The organism is Ahrensia marina (genome assembly GCF_042140245.1).
Lineage (GTDB): Bacteria > Pseudomonadota > Alphaproteobacteria > Rhizobiales > MH13 > MH13.
The window spans coordinates 891,460-914,355 of sequence record NZ_CP159483.1; the positions used below are offsets into that span (position 1 = coordinate 891,460).

Genomic DNA, 22,896 nt, shown 5'->3' on the forward strand with positions numbered 1-22,896 from the left:
AGCCGCAGAGATGCGCTTAAGATTTTTGTCGGCATGTCCGACCCACTTTTCAACAACGGGAGTCCGATGATGGACCTCATTGCCAACTATTCTGATCTCAAGGACGCCAGCGTCTTCATCACCGGCGGCGGCTCGGGCATTGGCGCATCGCTGACCGAGGGCTTTTTGATGCAGGGGGCGAAGGTTGCGTTCGTCCAACGGTCTGATGCGTCAGCCTTTGCTGACGAAATGGCGGAGAAACACGGCAACCGCCCGCACTACATGCAATGCGACATCACCGATCTTGATCGCCTGAAAGCGTGCATTGATGAGGGTGCCGAGCGCCATGGCGGGCTCAATGTTCTGGTCAACAATGCCGCCAACGACAAGCGTCACAACACGCTGGAGGTTGACGAAGACTTTTTCGATTGGGCGGTGGCGATCAATCTCAAAGCCTATTTCTTTGCTTGCAAGGCGGCGGTGCCTCTGCTGCGACAGGCTGGTGGTGGGGCCATCGTCAATTTCTCCTCCATCAGCTACATGATCGGCGCTGCTGGTATGCCGATCTACACCAGCTCCAATGCTGGCATCACCTCCATGTCCCACACGATGGCGCGTGAGTTTGGGCCTGACAATATCCGTGTGAACGCTCTCGCTCCCGGCTGGGTGATGACTCAGAAACAGCGTGATCTGTGGGTGACGCCTGAGAATCTGGCCGAGCATCTCGATCGACAGTGCTTGCAAGAGGAGTTGGTGCCGGAAGACATTGTTGGCGGCACCTTGTTTCTCGCCTCCAATGCAAGTCGCATGATGACCGGTCAATGCATGGTGATTGATGGCGGTGTGGTGGTTCCCGCTTGATGGATGAGGCCGTACGCCCGCACTGGATTGCCGTGGATTGGGGAACAACCCATTTGCGCGCCTATGCCATGGACGGCCAAGGCGGGGTGTTGGCACGTGGTCATGGCCTTGGCATGGGTGCCTTGTCCGCCGGAGACGCGGGTGCGTCACGACAAGCAAATTTTGAAGCAGCCCTGTTAGGTGCTGTGGAGCCCTGGCTCTCTGATCGGCCTGTTGCCCTGATAATGTGCGGGATGGTGGGCTCGCGCCAAGGGTGGTGTGAAGCGGGCTATCTTCCTGTTCCACAAAGCCTTTTTAACCTTTGCGAGGCGCTGGCGGAGGTGCCAGCAAAGGATCAACGGCTCACGCCCTTCATTGTCCCTGGCATCAGCCAGACCGATCCGTATGACGTGATGCGCGGTGAAGAGACGCAATTGGCGGGCTATGTTTCACAGGCGTCCGGTGCGAACAGCACCGTATCCGGTCGGGTGTGCTTGCCAGGCACCCATGCCAAATGGGCGCGGGTTGAAAGCGGTGCGGTGATCCATTTTTCCACCGCGATGACCGGAGAGCTTTTTGATCTCATAACCGAGCACTCCATTTTGGCGCATTCGGTGAGCGATGATGCACTGGATTCCGAAGCGTTTCGTGATTCCGTACTGGCCGCCTATCATGATCCAGCGTGCTTGACCGAAGCGCTGTTCTCCGTGCGTGCAGAGGGCTTGCTTGCTGGAGAAGATGGAGTGCGAGCGCGCGGCCGGGTTTCTGGCTTGTTGGTGGGCGCTGAGCTTGCTGGCGCAAAGCTTGAACCCGGTGAACCGGTGACCTTGATTGGCGCACCAAAGCTATGCGTCGCCTACAGTGAGGCTCTGGCCGCACTGGGACTGGATGCGGCGCTGCTTGATGGTGAAGCCATGGTTTTGCGCGGTTTGAGCGATATCCATGCGCAACTGGTCGAACGGCGAGCGATTTCAGCGTGATCCTTGCCGTCAGGCGGGGAGCAACCAAACGAGGTGACATGTGAGTGTGGGAGCACGGCCCTTGGTGGCCATTTTGCGTGGTGTGACGCCCAACGAGGTGGGCGACATTGGTGAGGCGTTGTTCCAGGCTGGGATCACCTGGATTGAGGTGCCGCTGAACTCACCCGACCCATTGCAATCGATCATCCGCTTGGTTGCCAAGCTTGGGGATCGCGCGGTTATCGGCGCTGGTACAGTGCTTACCCAGCAGCAGGTCGAAGAGGTCGCTGCGACGGGCGCACGGCTGATCGTGTCGCCCAATATGAACCAGGATGTGATCCGCCTTACCAAAGCCAAGGGCATGATTTCGTTGCCGGGTGTTTTCACGGCCACCGAGTGTTTTGCGGCACTCGATGCCGGGGCAGATGGGCTGAAGTTCTTTCCTGGCGATTTGATCGGTCCGGTCGGGCTGAAGGCACTCAAAGCCGTGTTGCCAACAACCGCGACGACGTATGCCGTGGGCGGTGTGAGCGCTGCGAATGTGCCCGATTGGTTGGCTGCTGGCGCCCATGGATTTGGTCTTGGATCGTCGCTTTATAAGCCTGGCGATAGCGCGCAGGATGTTGCGGAGAAGGCAAAAGCGATTGTTGCTGCCTTTGATGCAGGTGCTTCATGACCTTTACGTCAGTGGAAGCTAAGCTGTTTGACGCCACCCGCTGCGAGTTGGGCGAGGGCCCACTTTGGCACCCAGAGCGCAAAGCTTTGTTCTGGTTTGATGTTCTTGGCCAGAAGCTCTTCATGCGCTCGCAGACCGTGTTTCGCCAATGGCTGTTTCCGGAGATTGTCTCCGCCGCGGGTTGGGTTGATCGCGACACCTTGTTGATCGGGGGTGAAACGGCGTTTTGGCGGTTTGATATCGAAACCGGCACACACGTGAAACACCTGCCCTTGGATGCGGACAATCCCACCACCCGCTCCAATGATGGTCGCGTCGATCCGTGGGGTGGGTTTTGGATCGGCACGATGGGCAAGGGTGCGGAGAAGGGCGCTGGCGGTATCCACCGCTTCTATCGCGGTCAAGTGACGACGCTGTTCCCCTCAATCACCATTCCCAATGCGATCGCGTTTGCGCCGGACAATAGCTTTGCCAGTTTTGCTGACACCGTGACCGGCCAGGTGATGCGCGTTGCGCTGGATGCCACCACCGGTGCGCCCGTTGGCCAACCGGAGGTGTTTCTTGATTTAACGTCTGAGGGGCGTAACCCTGATGGCGCTGTCTTCGATGCCGATGGCCGGCTCTGGCTGGCCGAGTGGGGATCATCACGTGTGGCGTGCTACGCGCCAGATGGATCGGTGCTTTGCGGGGTCACCGCGCCGACGCCGCACACATCATGCCCTGCTTTTGGCGGTGAAGACCTGCAGAGGCTGTTTATCACCACCGCGCAGGAGCATCTGGATGCCTCCGACCCTGGCTTTGCCCAGGCAGGACAAACGTTTGGCGCACCTGTCCAGGCAACAGGCCAGCGCGAGCATCAGGTTACACTTTAGACATCTTTCTTGCTTCGCGGCGCACACACCCTATTCTCCAACCACCTTGTTGAAGCGAAAGCCGTCTCCATGCTCGACCGCCTTAAAGCCCTATTTGCCGACCCAGAACCCAGCGGTGATACCTCTGCCGCCTTTGCGCCGGACGATGCGCGGGTCGCTGTCGCTGCGCTCCTGGTGCATATGATCCGCATTGACGGGGTGGTGACGGAGGATGAAACCGCCACCATTCGCACCGCACTCGACACCCAATTCGGCCTTTCCGGCGATGATCTGGACGAGGTGATGGCGGAGGCGCAGCGGCGTGATGATGAGGCGGTTGATCTCTACAGCTTCACCTCAACCTTGAAGGTCAAGCTGTCCGAAGAAGAGCGTATTGAGGTGATTGAACTTCTCTGGCGAGCTGTGTTTGCCGATGGCGTCGTCAATGAGTTGGAAGACAATATGGTTTGGCGGACTGCCGAGCTTCTGGGTGTTTCAAGCCGTGATCGCATGATCTTGCGCAAGCGCGTGGCGGGCGAAGCGGCCTCTTAGCCCCAACACCAAGCCCTATTGCCCGACACTTCACGATTTTGTGGCATTTTACGCCCGGATTTGCACATGCCGTCGCTGGACATTGGGGAGCAGCGCAGGTTTGGTGTGGAGCATCATCGCTCGTGGTCTTGTGCCGCGCCAACCGGTTTTTCTTGCTGAAAACGCTTCATGTCCGCTGATCGTCCCATTCTCATTGTTTTGCACCAGGAGCATTCCACGCCTGGCCGTGTGGGCATGAAGCTGCGTGAGCGTGGTTACACACTTGATATCAGGCGACCGCCGCTTGGATGCGCTTTGCCCGAAACGCTGGAGCATCATGCAGGGGCAATCATGTTTGGCGGACCCATGTCGGCCTATGATGACGAGCCGTTTTTGAAAACGGAAACCGATTGGATCGGTGTGCCACTGCGCGAGGAAAAGCCGTTTCTTGGACTTTGCCTGGGCGCGCAGCTGATGGCCAAGCATCTGGGCGCAGAGGTGAAGCCAGACCCTGATGGTCAGGTGGAGGTGGGCTATTACCCTATCTCTGCGACCCCTGAAGGCGAGGCGCTGATCCATTGGCCACAGATGGTCTACCAATGGCATCAGGATGGGTTTGCACTGCCACCAGGTGCCATCCGGTTGGCGGGTGCAGATGGGCCCTTTCCTGAGCAAGCGTTTCAGGTGGGACCTGCAGCATTTGGCCTCCAGTTTCATCCTGAACTGACCTTCGCCATGACCTATCGTTGGACCGTTAAGGGTGCCCATCGCATGGCCGCACCCGGTGCGCAGCCACGCAAAGCGCATATTGAGGGGCGCCTGCGCTACGATGCTGCTGTCGATGCCTGGTTGGATACGTTCTTGGACATGTGGCTCGCATCTGGTGACACAAAGACACAAAAAAACCCGGCAGCCATAGCTGCCGAGTAAGTGTTTTGCGCACCGCACTCCGTCGCACGTGACGGTCGCTTAGGTGCTTATCTCAAGGCGTTTTGTTCTTTTGGAACAAACACTTAAGCGCGGGATGCTACTCAGAATCTGCAGGCACAGCGTTCAGCTGGCCATAGCGTTCTTCGCCGATGGTTTCGAGAAGTTGAAGCTGCGTTTCCAGGAAGTCGATATGACCTTCTTCGTCGTTCAAAAGGTCCTCAAACAGCTTCTTGGAAACATAATCGCCCTCTTCATCGCAGATATCGTACGATTTGGAGTAGGCCGCGCGGGCGTCATACTCACCGGCCAGGTCGGCTTCGAGCACTTCTTTGATGGTCTGACCAATGCGCAATGGCGCAACGGTTTGCATGTTGGGGTGACCTTCAAGGAAAAGGATGCGCTCCACCAGCTTGTCGGCATGCTCCATCTCTTCAATGGACTCAGCACGCTCTTTGGCGGCCAGTTTCGCATAGCCCCAGTCATCGAGCAGGCGGTAGTGTAGCCAGTATTGGTTGATGGCGCCAAGCTCCAAAAACAGAGCTTCGTTGAGGCGTTCGATGACTTTTTCTGAGCCCTTCATGGGAGCTTTCCTTTGATTTTTCGCTGTCTCGCATAACCGAGCTGGCGTGGTCGCAATATGTGGCGGGAGTGCCGCTTGTCCGGGCGTTTGACTGTGCTTTCCAACACCGCATCTCTACGAGCAGAGGTGTGTCTTGGATCGCTAGTTTGGAACATTTCTAATGTTTGTACGCAAAAGTCAATAGGCGTACAAAAGCAGGCGCTGACCATGATCAGCGCCTTATCACATTGATTTAAAGCTATTTTTTTGATTCTAGTGGGAGTTTGTGCCTGAAATCACCAAGCTTTCACCCTCTTTATCGATGGTGATCAATCGCGTTGGAGGGCCAAGCGCGCACCGCCCGCACCACCAGCGCGCAAGGATGCTGTGGCGGCGCCGTTGAAGCTCTGCTCCAAGATACAGGTGGGGTAGATGGTTTGCAGTTCTTCCAACCGCTGGACGATCAATTGTACGACCTGTGGGAAGCATCCGCAGCATTTGCCGCGTTTGCCAAGCTCGCGATAGACCACACCTGGCGTGATCAGACGATACGGGTCGTCATCCACGAGGTCGTTGATGGCCTCGGAGATCATGTCTTTGGTCAGAACGTTGCAATGGCAAACGATCATGCGGGCCCCGAAAGTCTCTCAAACGACATGTCGTGTGCATGTATCGCATGCAAGTGACATTAATTTGCAGCTAGGATCAAAACCTATATCGATCCCCGATGGCTTTGACCTAGCTCAGCCATATCATCATTGTTGGAATTCAATGGCAAGTTATAAACTGTCGCACGGTTTACGGACTTTAGGACTTATCCTTTTGGTCTATGCCCTTCATGCTCCGTTTGTGGCGGCCGTCCATGCAGGCGAGCGCCACGCGTTGGTGATCGCGGTGGATCAGTTTGAGCGTGCCCGCGACCTGCGCAACCCGGCGCATGATGCTGAGGCTTTGGCTGAACGCTTGCAAACTTTGGGGTATGTGCTCCATGGCGGGTCGGCGCATCTGAACCCTGATCGCATTGGGATGCTGGCTTTGATGCGCGCTTTTGCGGCTGATGTGCCGGAGGGTGCAACGGCGGTGGTTTTTCTGGCTGGGCACGGGCTCTCGGAGGGCGGTGACACCTATCTCGTTCCATCTGACGACGCGGCCCTGCAGACCCGCGCTGATCTCACCGACCATGCTGTGGCGCTGCGCTCGCTTACCGCACGCTTGGCTGCGCGGCCAGGCGTTCATAGCGTTGTGCTGGTGGATGCGTGCCGTGCCAATGGTCTGCGTGGTGATGGTCCTGGCGCAGGCGGTACAGGCGATCTGGTCACCAGTTCAACTGGCTCCACGAGCCTTATCTATGCCGCCGCGCCTGGTCAGATCGCCGCTGACGGTGAGGGTGCCAACAGCCCGTTCACCGCAGCCCTTTTGCATGCGCTGGAAACACCACAGGAACCTCTAGAGGTGCTTTTTCGGCGCGTCGCCAGTCATCTGCACGCTCAAAGTGATGGTGCGCAAACGCCGTGGATGGTGCGCAGCTATGGTGATGTTGGCCCTGTGCACCTGGTCGCGCGATAGCGCACTTTTGCCGATCTGGTCGCTGTGCCATGGTGATGCCAGACGTTTACGTTTCACTGATTTGATTTGCATTGGGATGTTTTGAGCATGACAGCACTTTCTTCGCGCGTTTTGATGTCCAGCGCGCTGACCACCAGTCTCTTCTCCGCGGGTCTTTGGCTGGGTTTGGGTGCGATGACGACCCCTGCTGAGGCCTTTTGCGATGACGGCCGGGTGATGGGCGGATGCGTGACGAGCATTGATGAGTTTCCCTGGCAGGTTTCGCTGTTTCGTACCGGCGGTGGCTCTCAGCTTGGCAGCCATTTTTGCGGCGGTTCGGTGATTGCTGACCGCTGGGTGCTGACCGCTGCGCACTGTATTGAAGATTTTCTGCCCACCGACCCGAGCCCGATGGCGGTGTTTTTCGGCTCCACGAGTTTGGAGGAGGGCGGTCAGATCGCCGATGTGCAGACCATCTATGCCCATCCAGACTATCGTGGTGTGGGGTCTGATGACATTGCGCTGCTTGAGTTGCGCAACCCCATCTCGGTTCCGCCGGTCACGCTTTCTATGGATGTGGAGGCGCGTGATATTGAGCGCATCGGCTCCGATGCCATCGTGATTGGGTGGGGCAACACCCCTGGCCAACGTGATCTTTCCGGAACGGTGGGCGGCAAAGGCGGTGAGACGGTTGTGCAAACCTTCGACGTGTTTGAGACCTCACCACTTTTGCTTGGTGCTGAAGTGCCGGTGGTGGACAATGCTCGCTGCGATGAGCGCGGCGATCCCGAAGCGATCTGCGCTGGCTTTCGCAACACACCCATTGATGCCTGCGCTGGTGATAGCGGTGGTCCGCTGATGGTGTCCACGCGTGATGGCTATGTGCAGGTTGGCTTGGTATCAGGCGGCACGCTGTGCGTGGATGAGGGCGAGCGCTTTTCCACCTACACGCGGGTCTCAGCCTATGAAGACTGGATCCGCGCGACCATGGCGGGCGAAACCGAAGTCGCGGATTTGCGCGTCTACCCCGATTTCTCGCTGGCTGCGACGTTTTTTGATGAGCAGATCGTAACGGGCTTCACGCCGGACCCGATCGACTATCCGCTTCAGGCAGGTGGCTATCTTTGGGCTGGTGATGTGGACAGCAGCTGTGTCGGCTTTGTTGCTGAGGCGCCGGACGTGCGCATCACCTATGAGGCGGGCGACCAGTATCCGCTACGGGTGTTTGTGGAAGGCTCCGCCGACACCACGCTTCTGATCAATCAGCCTGATGGATCCTGGCTTTGCAATGATGACCGGGTGGAGGGCGACCTCAACCCGGAAATCTATTTCTCCAACCCGCTTGGTGGCCAGTACGACATCTGGGTGGGGACCTATGAGAGCCCTGATGCCTTGGGGGATTTCCCGCAAGTGACGCTCAGGGTGAGTGAGTTGGAAAGGTAGGGGGCGTTCTGAGCCCTAAAGGGCCAGAGCGTCGATGGCCGACATCAGGTCGCGTGCGCGCGGTTCCTCAGACAGAGTGAACAGGGACACGAAATGATCTCTGTCGAACACTCCACCCAAAGCAACTATCTGACTGATCGCACGATCAAGGTTTCGCCCATCCTGGTAGACTGCCGATATTGCAGCAGCAAAAAGGCAAACATAGAGGTGTGGATTGGGCGCCCGCAACGAAAGGCCTGTAAAGTGCGTCGCGCTTGCCGCGTCATCGTTTGCGAAGGCTGCTAAGGCACGCGCGCTCAACATGGATTGCATGTGAGGATCCAGTGGGCTCAGCGACATGGCATTTTGTAGACTGTTGTGTGCGTCGTCAGAGGCGCAATCGATGGCATTGAATTTGCCAAGATTGTAAAGCGCGAAGGCGTAGTTTGGGTTGAGCTCCACCGCACGGTTTGCCCAGCTGATCGCTCCATCGAGGTCGGAGTATGCCCAGTGGGCACGCGCCAGCACCAGATTGCAGAACGGGTCGAATGGGTCGAGATCTACGGCCAGCTCCGCAAAGTCTTTGGTCTTACGAAGATGGTTCGCTTTTTCCGACCCGTATCCAAGATTGTAATTTTCAAGTTCTGTGTAAGAGAGTCCGGCAACCGCGCGGGCAAAGTTGGGTTCTTGGCTGATGGCTTTCTCAAAGTAGTTCGCGGCAATGGCGTTGTCAGGCGCATTGAAGCGGTACAAGTGACGAACCCCAAGATGGTAGTTTCCCCACGCATCCAAGTTCTCGGATGATATGGGCAGTAGCGAGCTCGCTTCATTGTGAGGAATACGGTGCTCGAGCGCGTTGACCACAGAGCCCACGATAGATTGCTTGATCGAATGAAGATCGTCCGCCTCGTTGCGAAAATCTTCAGACCAAATGACGTGTTCCGTCGCTGTATCGACCAGCTCCACAACAACCGATATTTGCCGACCTGATTGGGACACAGACCCAGACAAGACATACTGAGCACGTAAACGGAGTCTTATGTCATGGAAATCGTGCACACCTGTCTTAAGCTGAAAAGTCGAACCCCGTGCTAAAACACGCATCGACCCAACTCTGGACAAAGCTGCAATCAACTCAGCTGGAATACCTTCAGCGATTGCTGAGTGTTGACGATCAATCCCATGGCTTGAGAATGGTAGAACTGCAATAACTGGGGGACCCTGACGATGGTGCTCTTCTGTCACGGCAGTGTTTTCAGTTGGCTCCGCAGGTGCCACTGAATCCAAGTCCGCAATGAACCTAAATCCGTGCCCCCTTACTGTTTTGACAAACTTCTGCGTTACCCCGTCATCTCCAAGTGCCTTCCTGATGTTCTTGATAGCGCCTGACAGTGAGGCTTCGGTCACAAACACACCAGGCCAGATTTGGTCGAAGATTTCGTCTTTCGACTGCACCCTGTCTCTGTTTCGGATTAGGTACTCCAGCAGCTCAAAATTCTTTGGTTCCATGGGAACAACGACCCCTTGCTGACGCAGTTCAATGCGATCGGGGTCGAGTTCAAACTCGTTGAAACGAAAGGTCATGCTGAAACGTAGCACATCGCATGGTGGCCAAAAACACTTCTGCGATTTATCAGATAGTCATCATGCAGCCTTCAAGCGACATGTCACCGCACGAAGCATATCCATCGCATCAGCAAATGAATGTGAAGGAGCTAGCGATGCGAAAGATGCTTAGGAAACTCAACTCGGAACGAACTGATAAACGCGCAAAAAGGCAGTTGGAGGAACTGACAGATCGCCTGCGTGCCGATGTGGGTTTGGAGCCAAAAGGTGATCGGATCAATGATTGGATGATTGATCCCTCTCTTCGAACAAAACCTCGAAATTAGTCCAAGTCAGGCATCGATGTACTCGGCTAAAACACGTTTTATGTTCTCAAGAATGAAACGTGCTCAGTGCCAAGTTGGGTGCCATCGCAACAGCAAATGGATGATGGTTCTTGCCGCTTACCCCAACGCCTGCATGATCCCGCGCAGTTCGGCCAGCCCTCGCATCCGCCCAATCAGCGGGTAGCCGGGCATGGAGTTGCTGGAAAGATCATCCAGCATCGCCTGGCCATGATCGGGGCGCATGGGGATTTGCCAATCGGCGCGGCCTTCGGCTTTCCGGCGTTTTTGTTCGGCGAGCAGTGCGCCGATGGTGGCGACCATATCGGTGTCGCCGCCTAGATGCTCGCTCTCATAGAAGCTGGATTTCAGGCCCGCTGAAGGTTCCGTCCGTTGAGTGTTGCGCAGATGGATGAAATGGATCTTTGGGCCAAGTCGGTCCACAAATTCCACCGGATCGAAATCCTCGCGCACGCCTAGCGACCCCGTGCAGAGCGTTGCGCCATTGGCCGGACTGTCGACGGTATCAAGCACCGCCGCGTAGTCGTCCGTTGTCGACATGACGCGCGGTAGGCCGAGCAGGGAAAAGGGCGGATCGTCCGGATGGCAGCAAAGCCGAATGCCGACCTCTTCTGCTATTGGCACCACTTCGCCCAAAAAGTCGATCAGGTTCTGGCGCAGCCTATCCGCGTTGATGTCGGCGTAGGTGGCGAGCTGTTCGCGGACATCATCCAGCGTCCAACTGTCATTGGCGCCGGGCAGTCCGGCCACGATGTTGTTCACCAAGCCCTGCTTGTCGGTATCGCTCATGCTCACATGGCGCGCGCGCGCGTTCTCTAACATCTCGCCAGGATAGTCGTGTTCAGCGCCAGGACGATCCAACAAGAGCGCATCAAAAATGCAAAACTCCAGCATGTCGAAGCGCATGGCCGTCGCGCCGTCGGGCATCTGAGCGGCCAAATCGGTGCGCGTCCAATCAAGGATCGGCATGAAGTTGTAGCAGACTGTCTGAAGGCCCTGATCGGCAAGGTTGCGCAGGGATTGCCGGTAGGCTTCGTAATGGTCCGTTACCGGTCCGGTTTGGGTCTTGATGGCCTCCGACACCGGCACGCTTTCGACCACATCCCAGGTGAGGCCGGAAGGTGTTCTTGTCTCGCCGCTCCGTGCCTGCGGCACGACCGCTTGCTCGATTTGCTCTTTGCGCTCGGCGATTTCCTCAGGTGTCCACACATCGCCAGGAGCGATGTGGTGCAGTGCTGACACGATGCCTTCGGCACCTGTTTGGCGGATTTCAGGAATTGAGATGGTGTCCGCTGGACCGAACCAGCGCCAAGTCTGTCTTAGCATGGTGATCGCATACGGGTGGATCAGGCCTCGCGCAAGGAGAGTGTCGAGGCTGTGTCAAACAGGTGAAATGTGGAGGGTTCTGCACCAAGGCTGACCGTCTCGCCTGCCTCCACCTTGGTTTGACCTGGGTTGTGGACCGTCAGCTTGGTGCCATCCTTCAGGGCGCCGTAAAGATAGCTGTCGCTGCCGAGTTGTTCCACCGCGGCGACTTGCATATCCATCACGCCGATGGGGTCGGGACGCAGCTCATTGGGGCGCACGCCTAGTGTAACTTTTTGGCCGACTTGGTGGCGGAACCCGTTCGACGGCAGATGGATTTTCTCCCCCGTATCAAGGGTAAGCAACGTCCGGTCAGAGGTGTCGATTTCGCCGGTTAGAAAGTTCATCTTCGGCGAGCCGATAAAGCCCGCCACGAACAGGTTGGCCGGCGAATTGTAGAGATCGAGCGGACGGCCGAATTGCTCCAGAACGCCAAGGCGCAGCACAGCGATTTTATCGGCCATCGTCATGGCCTCCACCTGATCGTGGGTCACATAGATCATGGTGTTCCCAAGGCGCTTGTGGAGCGCGGAAATCTCGCCGCGCATATCAACGCGCAGTTCGGCATCCAGGTTCGATAGCGGTTCATCGAACAGAAACACCTTCGGTTCGCGGACAACGGCACGGCCGATGGCGACGCGCTGGCGTTGTCCGCCCGATAGATCTTTCGGGCGTCGATCCAGCAGCATGTCGATCTGCAGCATGGCAGCGACCGATTGGATTTTTTCGGCGATCTCAGCCTTCGGCGTATTGATGTTTTCAAGGCCGAAAGAAAGGTTTTGCCGCACCGTCATGTGCGGATAAAGCGCGTAGGACTGGAAGACCATGGCCAGCCCGCGGTCGGCTGCCGGGATTGTGTTGACCACCGAGCCTTCGATCTCAATATCGCCGGAGGTGATCGGCTCAAGACCGGAAATCATCCGCAGGAGTGTGGATTTTCCGCAGCCGGACGGACCAACAAACACGCAGAACTCGCCATACTCGATCTGCATGTCGATGCCGCGGATTACCTCGGTCTCGCCATAGGCTTTTTTCAGGTTTTTCAGCTCAACGCTGGCCATTGTGTTCCCCCGTGATCGGTTTGCCGATCATTCTTCTCTCCTCGGCGCGAGCCTTTGACCCAATCACGCCGTTTGTTTCCAATGCGCTTCGCTCTGTTCCTTCGGAACAACCGCGTCGCTTTATTTACCCCCGGTCGAGGCAATCCCCGTGGCGATGTACTTCTGCAGGAACATGAACACCAGCGCGATGGGCAGCAGCGTCAACACCGTCATGGCGAGCAGGCTCGACCATTCGGTTTGAAGCTCACCCTGGAAAGAGTTCAGCGCCAATTGCAGCGTGAAGTTCTGGCTTTCCGTCAGTACGATCAGCGGCCAAAGGAAGTCGTTCCAGCGCCACATGATCGCAAGGATCGCCAGCACCGCAATCGCGGGTGCCGAGAGCGGGATGATGATCCGCCAGAAAATCTTCCACTCCGACGCCTTGTCCATGCGCGCAGCGTCCAAAATCTCGTCGGGTATGGTGATCATGTATTGGCGTAAGAGAAACACCCCGGTGGGCGTGGCCGCGCCAGGTATGATCACGCCCCAGAGCGAGTTTAACATGCCCATCTCGGTGACGATCAGGAACAGCGGCACCAGCACCACCGTTTGCGGGATCATCAACGTTCCGATGACCAGTAAGAGCACCGCCGTTCGCCCTCGGAACTGGTATTTTGAGAGCGCGAAGGCCGCCATGGCGTTGACCAGCAGCATGATCAGTGTCGCCGTCACCGTGATGAAGGTGGAGTTGAAGAAGAAGCGCATGAAATTGAAGCGCTCAAACAGGCCGGTGTAGTTTTCCACCGCCAGCCGCACCTCCTGAACCGGTTGCCGGTCTGAGATATCGACGCGCAACCGCTCGTCCGGGTTTGCTGGATCAACCATCTGCGCCACCAGGCCCACGCGGCGCAACTGCGCTAACGTGCGACCTTCATGGTCGCCGCCGGTGATCTCAAACAGCGGGAATTGCCCGTCCATCCCGGGCAACTCCACCGTGGTCTGCTGATAGGGCAAAAAGGTGGGTGGGTAGCGTTGCAGATCAGCCTCGGTTTTGAAGCTCGACATGAGCAGCCAGACCACCGGGAAAAACATCAAGAAGACGCCGAGGATCAGGTAGCCGTAGGATACCCAATCCGTCCAATGCAGCTTGCCGTTCTTGCCACGGGTGGCAGTGAGCATCTGCCAGAGGGTCATCTTCCCACTAACGGAGTTAGCCATCGACATTCCTCCGGTTGATCCACAGCTGCACCAGCGTCAACAACACCAAAACGCCCGCCACCATCAGCGAGGCCGCGGCGGCGAGGCCAAACAGACGCGGTGCCCCGGCAAAGCCTTCTTCATAGATGTACTGGATGATGAAGGTGGTGGCTGTGCCCGGTCCACCGCCGGTGAAGGCGAAGACTTCATCAAAGGTTTGCACGCCCTTGATCAGTGCCAACACGAGCACCACAAGCATGGTGGGTGAGAGCAGTGGCAGCGTTATTTTGGTGAACGTACGCCAGGGTGAGGCGCGGTCCATGGTGGCGGCTTCATAGACGTCGCGTGGGATCGCTTGTAATCCGGCCAGCAGGATGAGCGTGTAGAAGCCCATATGCGCCCAGACAGATAGGAAGACGGTCCAGGTGAAGGCCCATTGCGCATCAATCAGCCAGTTTGTGCCGCCAATGCCTGTCCAGTCGAGGAAGGCGTTCAGCAGGCCCTCGCGCTGCAAGATCCATTTCCAGATCAGCGCGACAACAACCGGCGACAGAAGCACGGGGAAGAAGAAAACGGAGCGGAAGAAGCCGCGGGCGCGGATGTCACGGTTCAAGATGATGGCGGTCAGCAACGAAAAGCCGACCATGATGCCGACCTGCAAGGTGACGAACCAAGTGGTGTTCCACACCGCGCGCCAGAATTTGTCCTGAAGGCAGGAATTGGGATCAAGAAAGTTTGAGCAGTCCGACAGCGTGGCGAAGTTCTGACCGCCGACATAGGGGCGGTTTTCCAGCAGAACATTGTCACCGCCGGTCATGGCGTAAAAGACGTTCAAGATGATCGGCAAAAAGGCAAACAGGCCGAACAGAAGCAGGTTGGGCAGAAGGAAAACCCAAGCAAGCCGGTTGACGCCTAGAAGCCTTTGCAGCGCCAAGAAGGGTATCTCGATCACCCGCATAAGCGGTGAGAGAAGGGTAAGGGCGATCCCATCTCCCTTCACCGGTGCAGCCCGCGATGGCCGCTGTGGGGAAGGTTCGGGTGAGGCGGGCGATGTGTTATCGCCCACCTCCGTGTTGGTGACCATCGGTCAGGCCCGGCCTAGTTGGTCTCAGCCATGGCTTCGGCGAGGTCAGAGGCCGCGCGCTCCATGGCTTCCTCAACTGTCAGCTCGCCAACAATGGCTTGGCTGACGCGTTCAACCGTGATGCCGAACATGGCGCGGTTGCCCGCATAGCCTTGATAGGCGAAGGCAGCTGGGTGGATGTCGGGCAGCGAACCGGCAAAGCCGTTCAGCGCTGCTTTGGCGCCATCCGAAGCGTCCTGGAACTCAACACCAGCTGCGGCCACGCCAAGGTGGGCCGGGATGTTGCGGGTGCGGGCGGCCACTTCGCCATACACATCTTCCTGTGCCAGGAAGTCGATCAAAGCGGCCACCTCTTCTGGGTGCTCGGTTTCAGCGAAACCGACGATGCCTGCGCCACCTGGCATACCAGAGCATGCGCCAGCTGGACCACATGGCGAACCGACAACTTGCCAATCGAAGAAGTCGCCAACCTGCTCGTCCATGCGGCCAACCTGCCAGCTGCCGGAATAGTAGAAGACGAGGTCACCATTGATGAACTCCTGCGCGGCATCCTGATAGGTCTGACCGCCCTGGCCAGCCCACACATCGCGGGCGATGGTGCCGTCTTCGTGCCAATCCACGAACTGCTGAACGAAGGCCGTGAAACCATCGTCGACCAGGATGGCATCGCCATTCTCATCGAACAGAGCCGCGCCGTAAGAGATCGCTGGACCTGCGACGCGGTGGCCGGACCGGTCAATCGCCATTGGGAATGGTGCGCCGGTTGCTTCAGCGACCTGGCGTGAGGCGTCAGCCCAGTCTTCCCAAGTTGCACCTTCGCCAGGAAGGTCAACGCCAGCCTGCTCGAAGAGCGTTGCGTTGACGAACGCGCCTGTCACGGTCAGCTGTGAGTGCATGCCGTAGATGCCCTGACGGTCTTCGCCGCCACGGTACCAGTCGAGCGTGCCGCCAAAGCTTTCATCCCAGTAGCCTGCGTCCACATAGGGTTCCAGGTCGAGATAGTACTCGTTGAGGCCGCCAAGGTCGGTGACTTTGGCAAGGTCGGGGCCTTCGCCAGCAGCCAGCTGGACAGGCAGGTTCTCAAGGATGGCCTGGTAAGGCACCACATCGACAGCGACGGTGACGCCAGGGTTGGCCTCTTCGAAGCGGTCGATCACATCATCATAGACTTCGCATTCATTGCCATCGGAATAGCACATGAAGCGGATTTCCTGCGCTGAAGCCGTAGCCGGAACCAAAGCGGTGCCTGCCATCATTGCCGCCAGCGCGGACGTGGTAAGGAGGGTCTTTTTCATTTGTTTCTCTCCCAAGAGGTCTAAAATAGCCTGCCCAAACTGGTTTTTCTTAATGCGTCTGGGGCTGAGGTGGATGAGGCCTTTCAGGCTGCCATCCGGCGTAGAGCGCGTTCTCCTTTCCGAGCGGTAGGGCCACGCGCTTTCCTGTCCGTGCAGCCTGATAGACCGCCGTGACAAGTTCGATTGACCGGCGTCCATCAGCCAATGTGACGTCACGACCGGGGTGCCCGTCAAGTGAATATGCGATTGCCTGGAAGAATCCGGCATATCCTTGAGGGACGGGGGTCAAATTGGCCAAAACGGCATCGATTTGTGCTTGTTTGGTGGGGTTGCGAGCAGTGAAGGTCCAGGTGCCTTCGCCCGGCGCATAGGGTTCGGTGCCTGAGGTTGCGGTCAGACCTTCAAAAAGGAACCGCAAACGGCTGGTATCATCACCGGCGCCCAGCGAAATGGAAGAGGTGGCAAGCGCGCCGGATTCCATCTCAAAGCTGATCGCTGCGCAGTCTTCGACCTCAATCGGATTCACCCGCGTTGTGGTGATCGCTGAGAGCGAGCGGATCGGACCCATCACATAGGTGAGCAAATCGTGATTGTGGATCGCATGGCCGAGCACCGCGCCGCCCGACTCGCCGGTCCATGTGCCGCGCCAGGCAACAGCGTAATACTCTGAATCGCGGTTCCAATGGGTTTCAAGGCTCGCCGCATAAGGCTTGCCAGCAAGCCCTGCATGGATGAGCGCTTGGAGCTGATGCAAGCCGTGGCCATAGCGATATTGGAAAACCGGGAAGACCTTGCATTTCGCCTCGGTTGCAGCCTCGATGAGCGCGTCCACTTCGCGCACGGAGCGCACCAGCGGCTTTTCGCAGATCACATGCTTGCCAGCTTTGAGGCCAGCCAGCGTCATGTCGAAATGCAGGTGCGGTGGCAGGCAGATATCGACGATGTCGATGGCATCATCGTTTAGAACTGCATGGCTGTCGGTATGAATAGCGATGCTGTTGTCACCGCCCGTGATCACCCGCGCGCGATCTTGGTTGAGGTCGCAAATGGCTTTCACGGCAAATTGGTCGGGCAGTTGCCGGTAGCCCGCCAGATGCTGCTCTCCGATGCCAGCGCCGATGATGGCCACATTGCGCATGCTACGACTGCCCTTCTGCCATCATCTGGGCCTTGATCCCAAGCTCCATCACCTTGAAGGCGTGGGCTTGCGGCATCGCTGTTTCGGTGCGGTTTGCAATGTCGTTCGCCAGGTTTTGGAAGTAGGGCAGGCCTGCATCGGCGCAGTGGATTTTCTCGCATTTGTCGCCATTGACCAGCACCAGGAAGTCGGTGCCCTCAGGCCCACCGACATCGACATATTTGCGCAGCTCAATATAGCCCTCAGTCCCGAGGATCGTCAGGCGGCCATCGCCCCAATTGGGCAGTGCATCGGGCGTGTACCAATCCACGCGGATGTAGCCGTGGCCCTGATCGCTTTTCAGGGCGATTTCGCCAAAATCCTGCAGGCCTTTGTCATCAGGATTGGCGAAGTTGCCGACCTGCGCCAGCGTGATCTCAGCGTCCGTCGAGCCGGTGAAAAACAGGAACTGATCGATCTGGTGGCTGGCAATATCCACCAGAATGCCGCCATAGGCGTCGCGTTCAAAGAACCAATCCGGCCGGGTGCCGCGGTTGAGGCGATGTGGGCCTTGGCCGAGAGTTTGCACCACTTTGCCGATGGCACCGGCTTGAACCAGTTCGGTGGCCTTGGTGACCGAGGGCACCTCGAAGCGCTCGGAAAAATCCACTGACCAGATACGACCGGTCCGTGTCTGGCAGTCCTTGATGGCATCCAGCTGTTCCAGCGTCGTGCAGCCGGGCTTATCGACCATCACGTCCTTGCCGGCTTCCATGGCCGCGATGGCGAGCGCTGCTCGGTCACGGGGAATGGCGGAGATGAGGATGAGGTCTATCTCTGGGTCGACCAGAATATCGTCTCTGCTGGCCTTGGGCACGTCTGGAAAGCGTTTGACGAACCCGTCCTCGGTGCCAGGCGTCCCTTCCGTCCACCAGCTTTTGAACGTGGCCCCAACATCCTGCATGTTACCCGCCATGCCAAAAATGTGGCGGTGATCGATGCCGAGGGCTGCAAAGGTCAATGTCATTGCGCGATAGCCACCATCTGGCAGATTTTGGAGGAGTGCTCGATCGCGTCAATCAACAGGTGGGCTGCAAGCGCTTTACGCCCTGTGACAACAGGATCGCGACCTTCGGTGATGGCATCACAGAAGTCTTCGATGATGCCCTGGTGCCATTCATGGGTGAAGGCCATAGGGTCCGCGCCGCCGCCGGTGGTGGCTGAGGCGCCGAACGTTTCCGTTTCGCCGTTGCGCCACGACACGGTGAGCACGCCTGAACCCAGATGCAGGCTGGCTTTGGCGAAATGCAGGGTGATGGTTTCTGCCCCACCTGGAAAGCTTGCTGATGAGGCGACCAGTGAACCGATGGCGCCGTTCGTAAAGCGCAGACCCGCCGTCGCGAAGTCTTCGGCTTCCATCGTGTGGAAGCGGCTGGTGGCCGTCATCGCTTGCACGCTTGCCACTGGGCCGGTGAGAGAAAGCGCCAAATCGAGGGTATGGATCGCTTGGCTGATCAGCACGCCGCCACCATCACGGGTATAGGTGCCGCGCCCCGGCTCATCATAATAGGCTTGCTCGCGCCACCAGGGCACATTGATGTCTGCGACGCCCAACGCGCCAAGTTTGCCGGAAGCAACGAGCTCAGTGGCTTTCTTTGAGGCTTCACGCATGCGGTGCTGGAAGACGATGCCAAGCTTCACGCTGGCGTCCTCGCAGAGCCTGACCACTTGCTCGGCTTCTTTGTAATCGCGGGCGACGGGCTTCTCCAAAAGGATCGGCTTGCCGGCATTGGCTAGCGGTTCGATCAGCTCGGTTCGTGCATTCGGTGGCGTGACGATGATCGCGAAGTCGATGGCAGGATCAGCGGCGATGGCTGCAACATCGGGGTAAGCATCCACGCCATGTTCGTTGGCAAAGGATTGCGCGCTTTCCGGGCGACGAGCGGTGACCCCTTTCAGGACAACCTTGTCCGATGCTTTGATCGCGGCGACATGGGTTCCGGCCACCATGCCGGTTCCGATGAGAGCGCAGTTTTTTGCCTGAGTTACTGACACAGATGAGCCTCCAGAAAGTCGAGTGAGACCTGCCGCATGGCAGGCGTTTCGACATGGCCCATGTCTGGTTCAATGTGAAAGTGCAAGGCCTCCGGCGCATCGGAATACGCAGCGTCAAGTTCTTTGCGTGCCTTTTCAAAGCAGGGTTCTGGCGTTGACCAGTCTTGCAGACCAACGCCGATCATCAGCGCGCGCGGGGCGGCGAGGCCCGCTATCTGACCGGTGGAGAAGGTTTTCAAAAGGCCCGGCACATTCATGTAGATGCCATGGCCATCGTGCGCTGGGGTTTTGGTAAGGCAATCCAGATCTGCGAAGGAGCAAAGCGCGACCGATGCTTTCACCCGTTCATCCAGCGCGGCCATCCACCAGGCGTGGGTTGAGCCCATGGAGAAACCCAGTGCCCCGATGTGGGTTTCATCCACATCGGCATGGTCTGCTAGAAAACTGATTCCGGCGGCCAACTCTTCGAGCATTTGGCCGAACAGGGTGGTGCCGTTCCAGAGATGTTTTTTGGCGCGTTCGCTTTCCGTGCGACTTTGCCGGGCGCCGAAGGCAGGCATTTCTAGGCAGAGGCTTGCGATGCCCAAGGCTTGCAGCGCTGGACCGTAGGCCCCCTGCAGGCTGCCGCGCCCTTCCATCAACTCGGCCATACCAGCCTCAAAGCGATTGCCATGGGCGTGGCAGCAAAGCACGGCTGGCACCGGCATATCGGGATCGGCGGGATGCAGAAAAAGCGCTGGGACTGTTTCATCCTCAGCGCCTTTAAAATGTAGCGTATCGAGGTTCCAGCCCTCATGGCTCTGCCGATCCACCAGGCGTGGAGCGGCAAACGCTGCCTCTGTGAGGCTGCTCCCGAGGAGATCTTCAAGTTCCTGAATGACCTCTTGGCGGGTCTTACGGGACATCATGATGGCGTATCAGTCACCCAATCCGCTGAACTGTCCTTGGAAGAAAACCAGAGGATCGCCTGTTTTCTCGCCGGTCTGCATGGTGGCATGCATCACTTGATCCACCAGAATGGTGTGATCACCCGCATCATGCTTGCCGAAGCGGCGGCATTCGAAGCGGGCCAGGCAACCATCGATGAGCGGCACGCCGTTCGGCCCTTCGTTCCAAACCGTCTGGTCGAACGCATCGGGCTTTTTCGCGAACGCTAGGCACAGCGCTTCCTGATCGTGCGAGAGCACGTGGATGGCGGTGTCCCAGGCGTTTGCAAATGCTTCATAGCGGCTTGATTTGCGGTCGATGGACCAAAGCGTCAGCGGCGGTTCCAGAGACACGGAAGAAAAGCTGTTTACGGTCATGCCTATGGGGCCGGCTTCGGTCATAGCTGTGACCACGGTGACGCCTGTGGCAAAGCGGGAGAAGGCGCTGCGCAACTCCTTTGAGTTGTTCGCTGCCGGCACGAAACTGGAAATCGGGGCATGCATGTTCATGGAACCTCTCTTCGTACCTTTAAGGTACTTCGTGGCCTTGTGCAGCGGTTAGAATCTCAAACCAGTCCTGGCGGTCCATTTTGACGCCTGTGGCCTGGTCAAAGGTTTGAATGCGATCGAGCGTGTTGGTGCCCATCACGGGGAGGATCTTGGCGGGATGGGCGAGCAGCCAGGCAACGGCCACAGCCGCAACATCGACACCCTGGTCGGATGCCATGCGTTTCAGCACGCTGCGGACAGCCTCGCCCCCAGTGCCAAACAAGCCGCCGCCGCCAAGCGGTGACCAGGCCATCGGGTGGATGCCGCGTTCCTGCATCCACTGAACCTCGCCTTCGATAAAGGGCGCGTGGTTGAGCACCGACAGCTCCACCTGGTTGGTGCAAAGCTTGGTGGACATGGCGCTTTGCAGAAGTGTCCAGTCGTTCAGCTTGAAGTTGGACACCCCCACCGCGCGCACCTTGCCAGAGGCCACCAGTTCATCGAGCGCCTTACCGGTTTCGTGATGGTCCATGAAGGGGTCAGGCCGGTGGATGAGCAAAAGGTCGATCCGGTCGGTCTTCATATCCTGAAGCGAGTGCTCGACCGAGGCCAGAATGTGGGTGCGCGAGGTGTTGTAGTGTTTCACACGGGCCGATTGGTAGCGGCCCATCGGGGCAACGATGTCGCATTTTGTGACCAGCTCAACCTTATCGCGCAGACCTGGTGAGGCCTGGAACGCCGCACCCAGAATGGCTTCGGCCGTGTAGCCGCCATAAATGTCGGCTTGGTCCATGGTGGTGATGCCTTGGGCCAAGCAGGCTTCGATCTTGGCCTGAACATGGGATGGCGAGGTGTCGGTGTCATCGCCGATCCGCCACATGCCGTAGACGATGCGCGAGAGCTCAAGATCAGGGTTTAGAGATACGCGTTTCATCAGACTCGAGCGCCCGCTGCTAGCGGCGTCGCGGGAAGCTCGGCCGGGACTCGGCCATACGCGTGCGGCAGGGAGACGGTTTTCATCTGCGGCAGAACGCGCTGGCCAAAGCTCTTGCACTCATCGATATGCGGGTAGCCCGACAGGATGAAGGCACGCATGCCCATCTTCTGATAGCTCTCAAGCTCTGAGAGCACCTGATCGGCGGAGCCAACTAGCGCCGCGCCGCAGCCGGAACGTGCTCGGCCAACACCAGTCCAAAGATGCGGTTCGACATAGCCGTATTTGTCGGCCAGCTCCCGCGCTTTGGCCTGATGGGCAACGCCGAGCGAGATAGAATTGTGGGCGCGGTCGCGGATCAGCTTCCCGTATTCATCGTCCAACTTGGAGACGAGATGATCAGCGTATTCGCGTGCCTCTTGTTCGGTGTCGCGGACGATCACGTGAACGCGGAGGCCATAGTCCAGCGTGCGATTGTGCTGCTCGGCCACGGCATTCACCGCTTTCATGCGTTCAGCAAGCTGGTCCTTGGGTTCGGGCCACATGAGATAGACGTCGCAATGCTTGCCGCATAGCTCCAGCGCGGGGGGCGAGTAGCCGCCGAAATAGAGCAGCGGGCCGCCGGTCTGATAGGGTTTGGCCGGGCCGGTGGGCACCTTGTCGAACTGGTAGATCTCACCGTCATAGGTGATCTCGTCCTGCGTCCAGGCTTGCTTCAGGATCTCCACCACCTCGTGGCTGCGCTGATAGCGATAGGCGCTGTCCTCGCGCTGGCCAGGGAAATCGGAGGAAATCACGTTCAGCGTCAGGCGGCCGCGCAGCATATGGTCCAGCGTCGCGACGGTGCGTGCCAGCATGATCGGCTGCATCTCACCGCAGCGAATGGCGGCCAGAAAGTTGATGTCTTTCGTGATCGGCGCGCCGCCCGCCACGAAGCTCAGCGTGTCCTGGCCGACCTGATAGGAGGAGGGGCAGAGAATGTTGCGGAAGCCCTGGGCCTCGGCTTCTTTCAAAATGTCCGAGCAGTGCTCCCAGCTGGAGCGCAAAGCCCCATCCGGCACGCCCAAAAACTCATAGTCGTCCGAGCACAGCGCGGAGAACCAGGAGACTTCGGCGGCATCGAGATCAGCGGAGGTAACTGGGACAATCGTCATTGAGGAGGCATTTCCATTTCCAGTGGTGTGCGGTTTGA

23 protein-coding genes and 1 pseudogene are annotated in these 22,896 nt (G+C 58.1%); 8 read left to right on the forward strand and 16 right to left on the reverse strand.

Features of this window, described 5'->3' with window-relative positions; all coding sequences use genetic code 11:
* Nucleotides 1–33 precede the first annotated feature (33 nt).
* From ABWH92_RS04375 to ABWH92_RS04400, 6 genes are all read left to right on the forward strand, one after another.
* Entirely contained in the window at nt 34–840 is an 807-nt protein-coding gene (locus tag ABWH92_RS04375; RefSeq protein ID WP_375572489.1) for an SDR family NAD(P)-dependent oxidoreductase, read from the forward strand.
* Nucleotides 840–1,799 carry a 2-dehydro-3-deoxygalactonokinase gene (locus tag ABWH92_RS04380; RefSeq protein WP_375572491.1) on the forward strand — a complete coding sequence of 320 codons (960 nt, stop codon included), beginning with the start codon at nt 840–842 and terminating at the stop codon, nt 1,797–1,799. The genes ABWH92_RS04375 and ABWH92_RS04380 overlap by 1 nt, the downstream gene beginning before the upstream one ends.
* A 40-nt stretch (nt 1,800–1,839) precedes the next feature.
* Nucleotides 1,840–2,454 (forward strand): 2-dehydro-3-deoxy-6-phosphogalactonate aldolase, encoded by a 615-nt coding sequence (locus tag ABWH92_RS04385; RefSeq protein WP_375572493.1) that lies wholly within the window; start codon nt 1,840–1,842, stop codon nt 2,452–2,454.
* Nucleotides 2,451–3,326: an SMP-30/gluconolactonase/LRE family protein gene (locus ABWH92_RS04390; protein ID WP_375572494.1), complete on the forward strand. Its 876-nt coding sequence runs from the start codon at nt 2,451–2,453 to the stop codon at nt 3,324–3,326. Before ABWH92_RS04385 ends, ABWH92_RS04390 begins: the two co-directional genes overlap by 4 nt.
* Nucleotides 3,327–3,395: 69 nt before the next feature.
* Complete coding sequence (locus ABWH92_RS04395; RefSeq protein ID WP_375572496.1) at nt 3,396–3,857, forward strand: TerB family tellurite resistance protein; 462 nt, start codon at nt 3,396–3,398, stop codon at nt 3,855–3,857.
* Nucleotides 3,858–4,025: 168 nt separating this feature from the next.
* Complete coding sequence (locus ABWH92_RS04400) at nt 4,026–4,766, forward strand: glutamine amidotransferase (RefSeq protein ID WP_375572498.1); 741 nt, start codon at nt 4,026–4,028, stop codon at nt 4,764–4,766.
* A 97-nt stretch (nt 4,767–4,863) separates the two neighbouring features.
* Here ABWH92_RS04400 and bfr read toward each other — a convergent pair whose 3' ends face one another.
* Together bfr and ABWH92_RS04410 are read right to left on the reverse strand one after the other, a co-directional pair.
* Nucleotides 4,864–5,346: a bacterioferritin gene (gene bfr / locus ABWH92_RS04405; RefSeq protein WP_375572499.1), complete on the reverse strand. Its 483-nt coding sequence runs from the start codon at nt 5,344–5,346 to the stop codon at nt 4,864–4,866.
* Nucleotides 5,347–5,654: 308 nt separating this feature from the next.
* Nucleotides 5,655–5,954 carry a bacterioferritin-associated ferredoxin gene (locus ABWH92_RS04410; protein ID WP_375572501.1) on the reverse strand — a complete coding sequence of 100 codons (300 nt, stop codon included), beginning with the start codon at nt 5,952–5,954 and terminating at the stop codon, nt 5,655–5,657.
* A 142-nt stretch (nt 5,955–6,096) separates the two neighbouring features.
* Between ABWH92_RS04410 and ABWH92_RS04415 the strand changes: the two genes are divergently transcribed.
* Both ABWH92_RS04415 and ABWH92_RS04420 read left to right on the forward strand, forming a co-directional pair.
* Nucleotides 6,097–6,891: a caspase domain-containing protein gene (locus tag ABWH92_RS04415; RefSeq protein ID WP_375572503.1), complete on the forward strand. Its 795-nt coding sequence runs from the start codon at nt 6,097–6,099 to the stop codon at nt 6,889–6,891.
* An 87-nt stretch (nt 6,892–6,978) separates the two neighbouring features.
* The gene (locus ABWH92_RS04420; protein WP_375572504.1) at nt 6,979–8,313 is read left to right on the forward strand and encodes a trypsin-like serine protease; all 1,335 of its coding nucleotides are present in this window, start codon (nt 6,979–6,981) and stop codon (nt 8,311–8,313) included.
* A gap of 15 nt (nt 8,314–8,328) precedes the next feature.
* On the opposite strand, the gene ABWH92_RS04425 is transcribed toward ABWH92_RS04420, so the two are convergent.
* From ABWH92_RS04425 to ABWH92_RS04490, 14 genes and pseudogenes are all read right to left on the reverse strand, one after another.
* Complete coding sequence (locus ABWH92_RS04425; RefSeq protein WP_375574309.1) at nt 8,329–9,291, reverse strand: hypothetical protein; 963 nt, start codon at nt 9,289–9,291, stop codon at nt 8,329–8,331.
* A gap of 309 nt (nt 9,292–9,600) precedes the next feature.
* Nucleotides 9,601–9,876: pseudogene (locus ABWH92_RS04430) on the reverse strand (transcriptional regulator); the annotation flags it as partial.
* A 425-nt stretch (nt 9,877–10,301) separates the two neighbouring features.
* The gene (gene uxuA, locus ABWH92_RS04435; protein ID WP_375572506.1) at nt 10,302–11,528 is read right to left on the reverse strand and encodes a mannonate dehydratase; all 1,227 of its coding nucleotides are present in this window, start codon (nt 11,526–11,528) and stop codon (nt 10,302–10,304) included.
* A gap of 20 nt (nt 11,529–11,548) precedes the next feature.
* Nucleotides 11,549–12,628 carry an ABC transporter ATP-binding protein gene (locus ABWH92_RS04440; RefSeq protein ID WP_375572508.1) on the reverse strand — a complete coding sequence of 360 codons (1,080 nt, stop codon included), beginning with the start codon at nt 12,626–12,628 and terminating at the stop codon, nt 11,549–11,551.
* 120 nt (nt 12,629–12,748) lie between these two features.
* A complete protein-coding gene (locus tag ABWH92_RS04445; RefSeq protein WP_375574182.1) occupies nt 12,749–13,801 on the reverse strand; it encodes a carbohydrate ABC transporter permease in 1,053 nt (350 codons plus the stop codon).
* Nucleotides 13,802–13,817: 16 nt separating this feature from the next.
* A complete protein-coding gene (locus ABWH92_RS04450; RefSeq protein WP_375574183.1) occupies nt 13,818–14,762 on the reverse strand; it encodes a carbohydrate ABC transporter permease in 945 nt (314 codons plus the stop codon).
* Between the two features lie 140 nt (nt 14,763–14,902).
* Complete coding sequence (locus tag ABWH92_RS04455; protein WP_375572509.1) at nt 14,903–16,183, reverse strand: ABC transporter substrate-binding protein; 1,281 nt, start codon at nt 16,181–16,183, stop codon at nt 14,903–14,905.
* 49 nt (nt 16,184–16,232) lie between these two features.
* Nucleotides 16,233–17,321, reverse strand: coding sequence for a Gfo/Idh/MocA family protein (locus ABWH92_RS04460; RefSeq protein WP_375572511.1), 1,089 nt, complete (start codon nt 17,319–17,321; stop codon nt 16,233–16,235).
* A 1-nt stretch (nt 17,322) separates the two neighbouring features.
* Nucleotides 17,323–18,327, reverse strand: coding sequence for a Gfo/Idh/MocA family protein (locus tag ABWH92_RS04465; protein ID WP_375572513.1), 1,005 nt, complete (start codon nt 18,325–18,327; stop codon nt 17,323–17,325).
* On the reverse strand, nt 18,324–19,310 hold the full coding sequence (locus ABWH92_RS04470) for a Gfo/Idh/MocA family protein (protein ID WP_375574184.1): 987 nt from the start codon (nt 19,308–19,310) through the stop codon (nt 18,324–18,326). The genes ABWH92_RS04465 and ABWH92_RS04470 overlap by 4 nt, the downstream gene beginning before the upstream one ends.
* A gap of 35 nt (nt 19,311–19,345) precedes the next feature.
* Nucleotides 19,346–20,263: an alpha/beta hydrolase family protein gene (locus ABWH92_RS04475; RefSeq protein WP_375572515.1), complete on the reverse strand. Its 918-nt coding sequence runs from the start codon at nt 20,261–20,263 to the stop codon at nt 19,346–19,348.
* A gap of 9 nt (nt 20,264–20,272) precedes the next feature.
* Nucleotides 20,273–20,791, reverse strand: a complete 519-nt coding sequence (locus ABWH92_RS04480) for a flavin reductase family protein (RefSeq protein WP_375572517.1) — start codon at nt 20,789–20,791, stop codon at nt 20,273–20,275.
* 19 nt (nt 20,792–20,810) lie between these two features.
* Complete coding sequence (locus ABWH92_RS04485) at nt 20,811–21,704, reverse strand: aldo/keto reductase family oxidoreductase (protein WP_375572519.1); 894 nt, start codon at nt 21,702–21,704, stop codon at nt 20,811–20,813.
* A complete protein-coding gene (locus ABWH92_RS04490; protein WP_375572521.1) occupies nt 21,704–22,858 on the reverse strand; it encodes an LLM class flavin-dependent oxidoreductase in 1,155 nt (384 codons plus the stop codon). Before ABWH92_RS04490 ends, ABWH92_RS04485 begins: the two co-directional genes overlap by 1 nt.
* Between the last annotated feature and the right edge of the window lie 38 nt (nt 22,859–22,896).

Bases quoted from the DNA above. Each gene is read 5' to 3' on its own strand.
- ABWH92_RS04375 (WP_375572489.1), top strand. From the start codon at position 34: ATGTCCGACCCACTTTTCAACAACGGGAGTCCGATGATGGACCTCATT.
- ABWH92_RS04380 (WP_375572491.1), top strand. From the start codon at position 840: ATGGATGAGGCCGTACGCCCGCACTGGATTGCCGTGGATTGGGGAACA.
- ABWH92_RS04390 (WP_375572494.1), top strand. From the start codon at position 2,451: ATGACCTTTACGTCAGTGGAAGCTAAGCTGTTTGACGCCACCCGCTGC.
- ABWH92_RS04395 (WP_375572496.1), top strand. From the start codon at position 3,396: ATGCTCGACCGCCTTAAAGCCCTATTTGCCGACCCAGAACCCAGCGGT.
- ABWH92_RS04400 (WP_375572498.1), top strand. From the start codon at position 4,026: ATGTCCGCTGATCGTCCCATTCTCATTGTTTTGCACCAGGAGCATTCC.
- bfr (WP_375572499.1), bottom strand. From the start codon at position 5,346: ATGAAGGGCTCAGAAAAAGTCATCGAACGCCTCAACGAAGCTCTGTTT.
- ABWH92_RS04410 (WP_375572501.1), bottom strand. From the start codon at position 5,954: ATGATCGTTTGCCATTGCAACGTTCTGACCAAAGACATGATCTCCGAG.
- ABWH92_RS04415 (WP_375572503.1), top strand. From the start codon at position 6,097: ATGGCAAGTTATAAACTGTCGCACGGTTTACGGACTTTAGGACTTATC.
- ABWH92_RS04420 (WP_375572504.1), top strand. From the start codon at position 6,979: ATGACAGCACTTTCTTCGCGCGTTTTGATGTCCAGCGCGCTGACCACC.
- uxuA (WP_375572506.1), bottom strand. From the start codon at position 11,528: ATGCTAAGACAGACTTGGCGCTGGTTCGGTCCAGCGGACACCATCTCA.
- ABWH92_RS04440 (WP_375572508.1), bottom strand. From the start codon at position 12,628: ATGGCCAGCGTTGAGCTGAAAAACCTGAAAAAAGCCTATGGCGAGACC.
- ABWH92_RS04445 (WP_375574182.1), bottom strand. From the start codon at position 13,801: ATGACCCTCTGGCAGATGCTCACTGCCACCCGTGGCAAGAACGGCAAG.
- ABWH92_RS04450 (WP_375574183.1), bottom strand. From the start codon at position 14,762: ATGCGGGTGATCGAGATACCCTTCTTGGCGCTGCAAAGGCTTCTAGGC.
- ABWH92_RS04455 (WP_375572509.1), bottom strand. From the start codon at position 16,183: ATGAAAAAGACCCTCCTTACCACGTCCGCGCTGGCGGCAATGATGGCA.
- ABWH92_RS04460 (WP_375572511.1), bottom strand. From the start codon at position 17,321: ATGCGCAATGTGGCCATCATCGGCGCTGGCATCGGAGAGCAGCATCTG.
- ABWH92_RS04465 (WP_375572513.1), bottom strand. From the start codon at position 18,327: ATGACATTGACCTTTGCAGCCCTCGGCATCGATCACCGCCACATTTTT.
- ABWH92_RS04470 (WP_375574184.1), bottom strand. From the start codon at position 19,310: ATGGTGGCCGGAACCCATGTCGCCGCGATCAAAGCATCGGACAAGGTT.
- ABWH92_RS04475 (WP_375572515.1), bottom strand. From the start codon at position 20,263: ATGATGTCCCGTAAGACCCGCCAAGAGGTCATTCAGGAACTTGAAGAT.
- ABWH92_RS04480 (WP_375572517.1), bottom strand. From the start codon at position 20,791: ATGAACATGCATGCCCCGATTTCCAGTTTCGTGCCGGCAGCGAACAAC.
- ABWH92_RS04485 (WP_375572519.1), bottom strand. From the start codon at position 21,704: ATGAAACGCGTATCTCTAAACCCTGATCTTGAGCTCTCGCGCATCGTC.
- ABWH92_RS04490 (WP_375572521.1), bottom strand. From the start codon at position 22,858: ATGACGATTGTCCCAGTTACCTCCGCTGATCTCGATGCCGCCGAAGTC.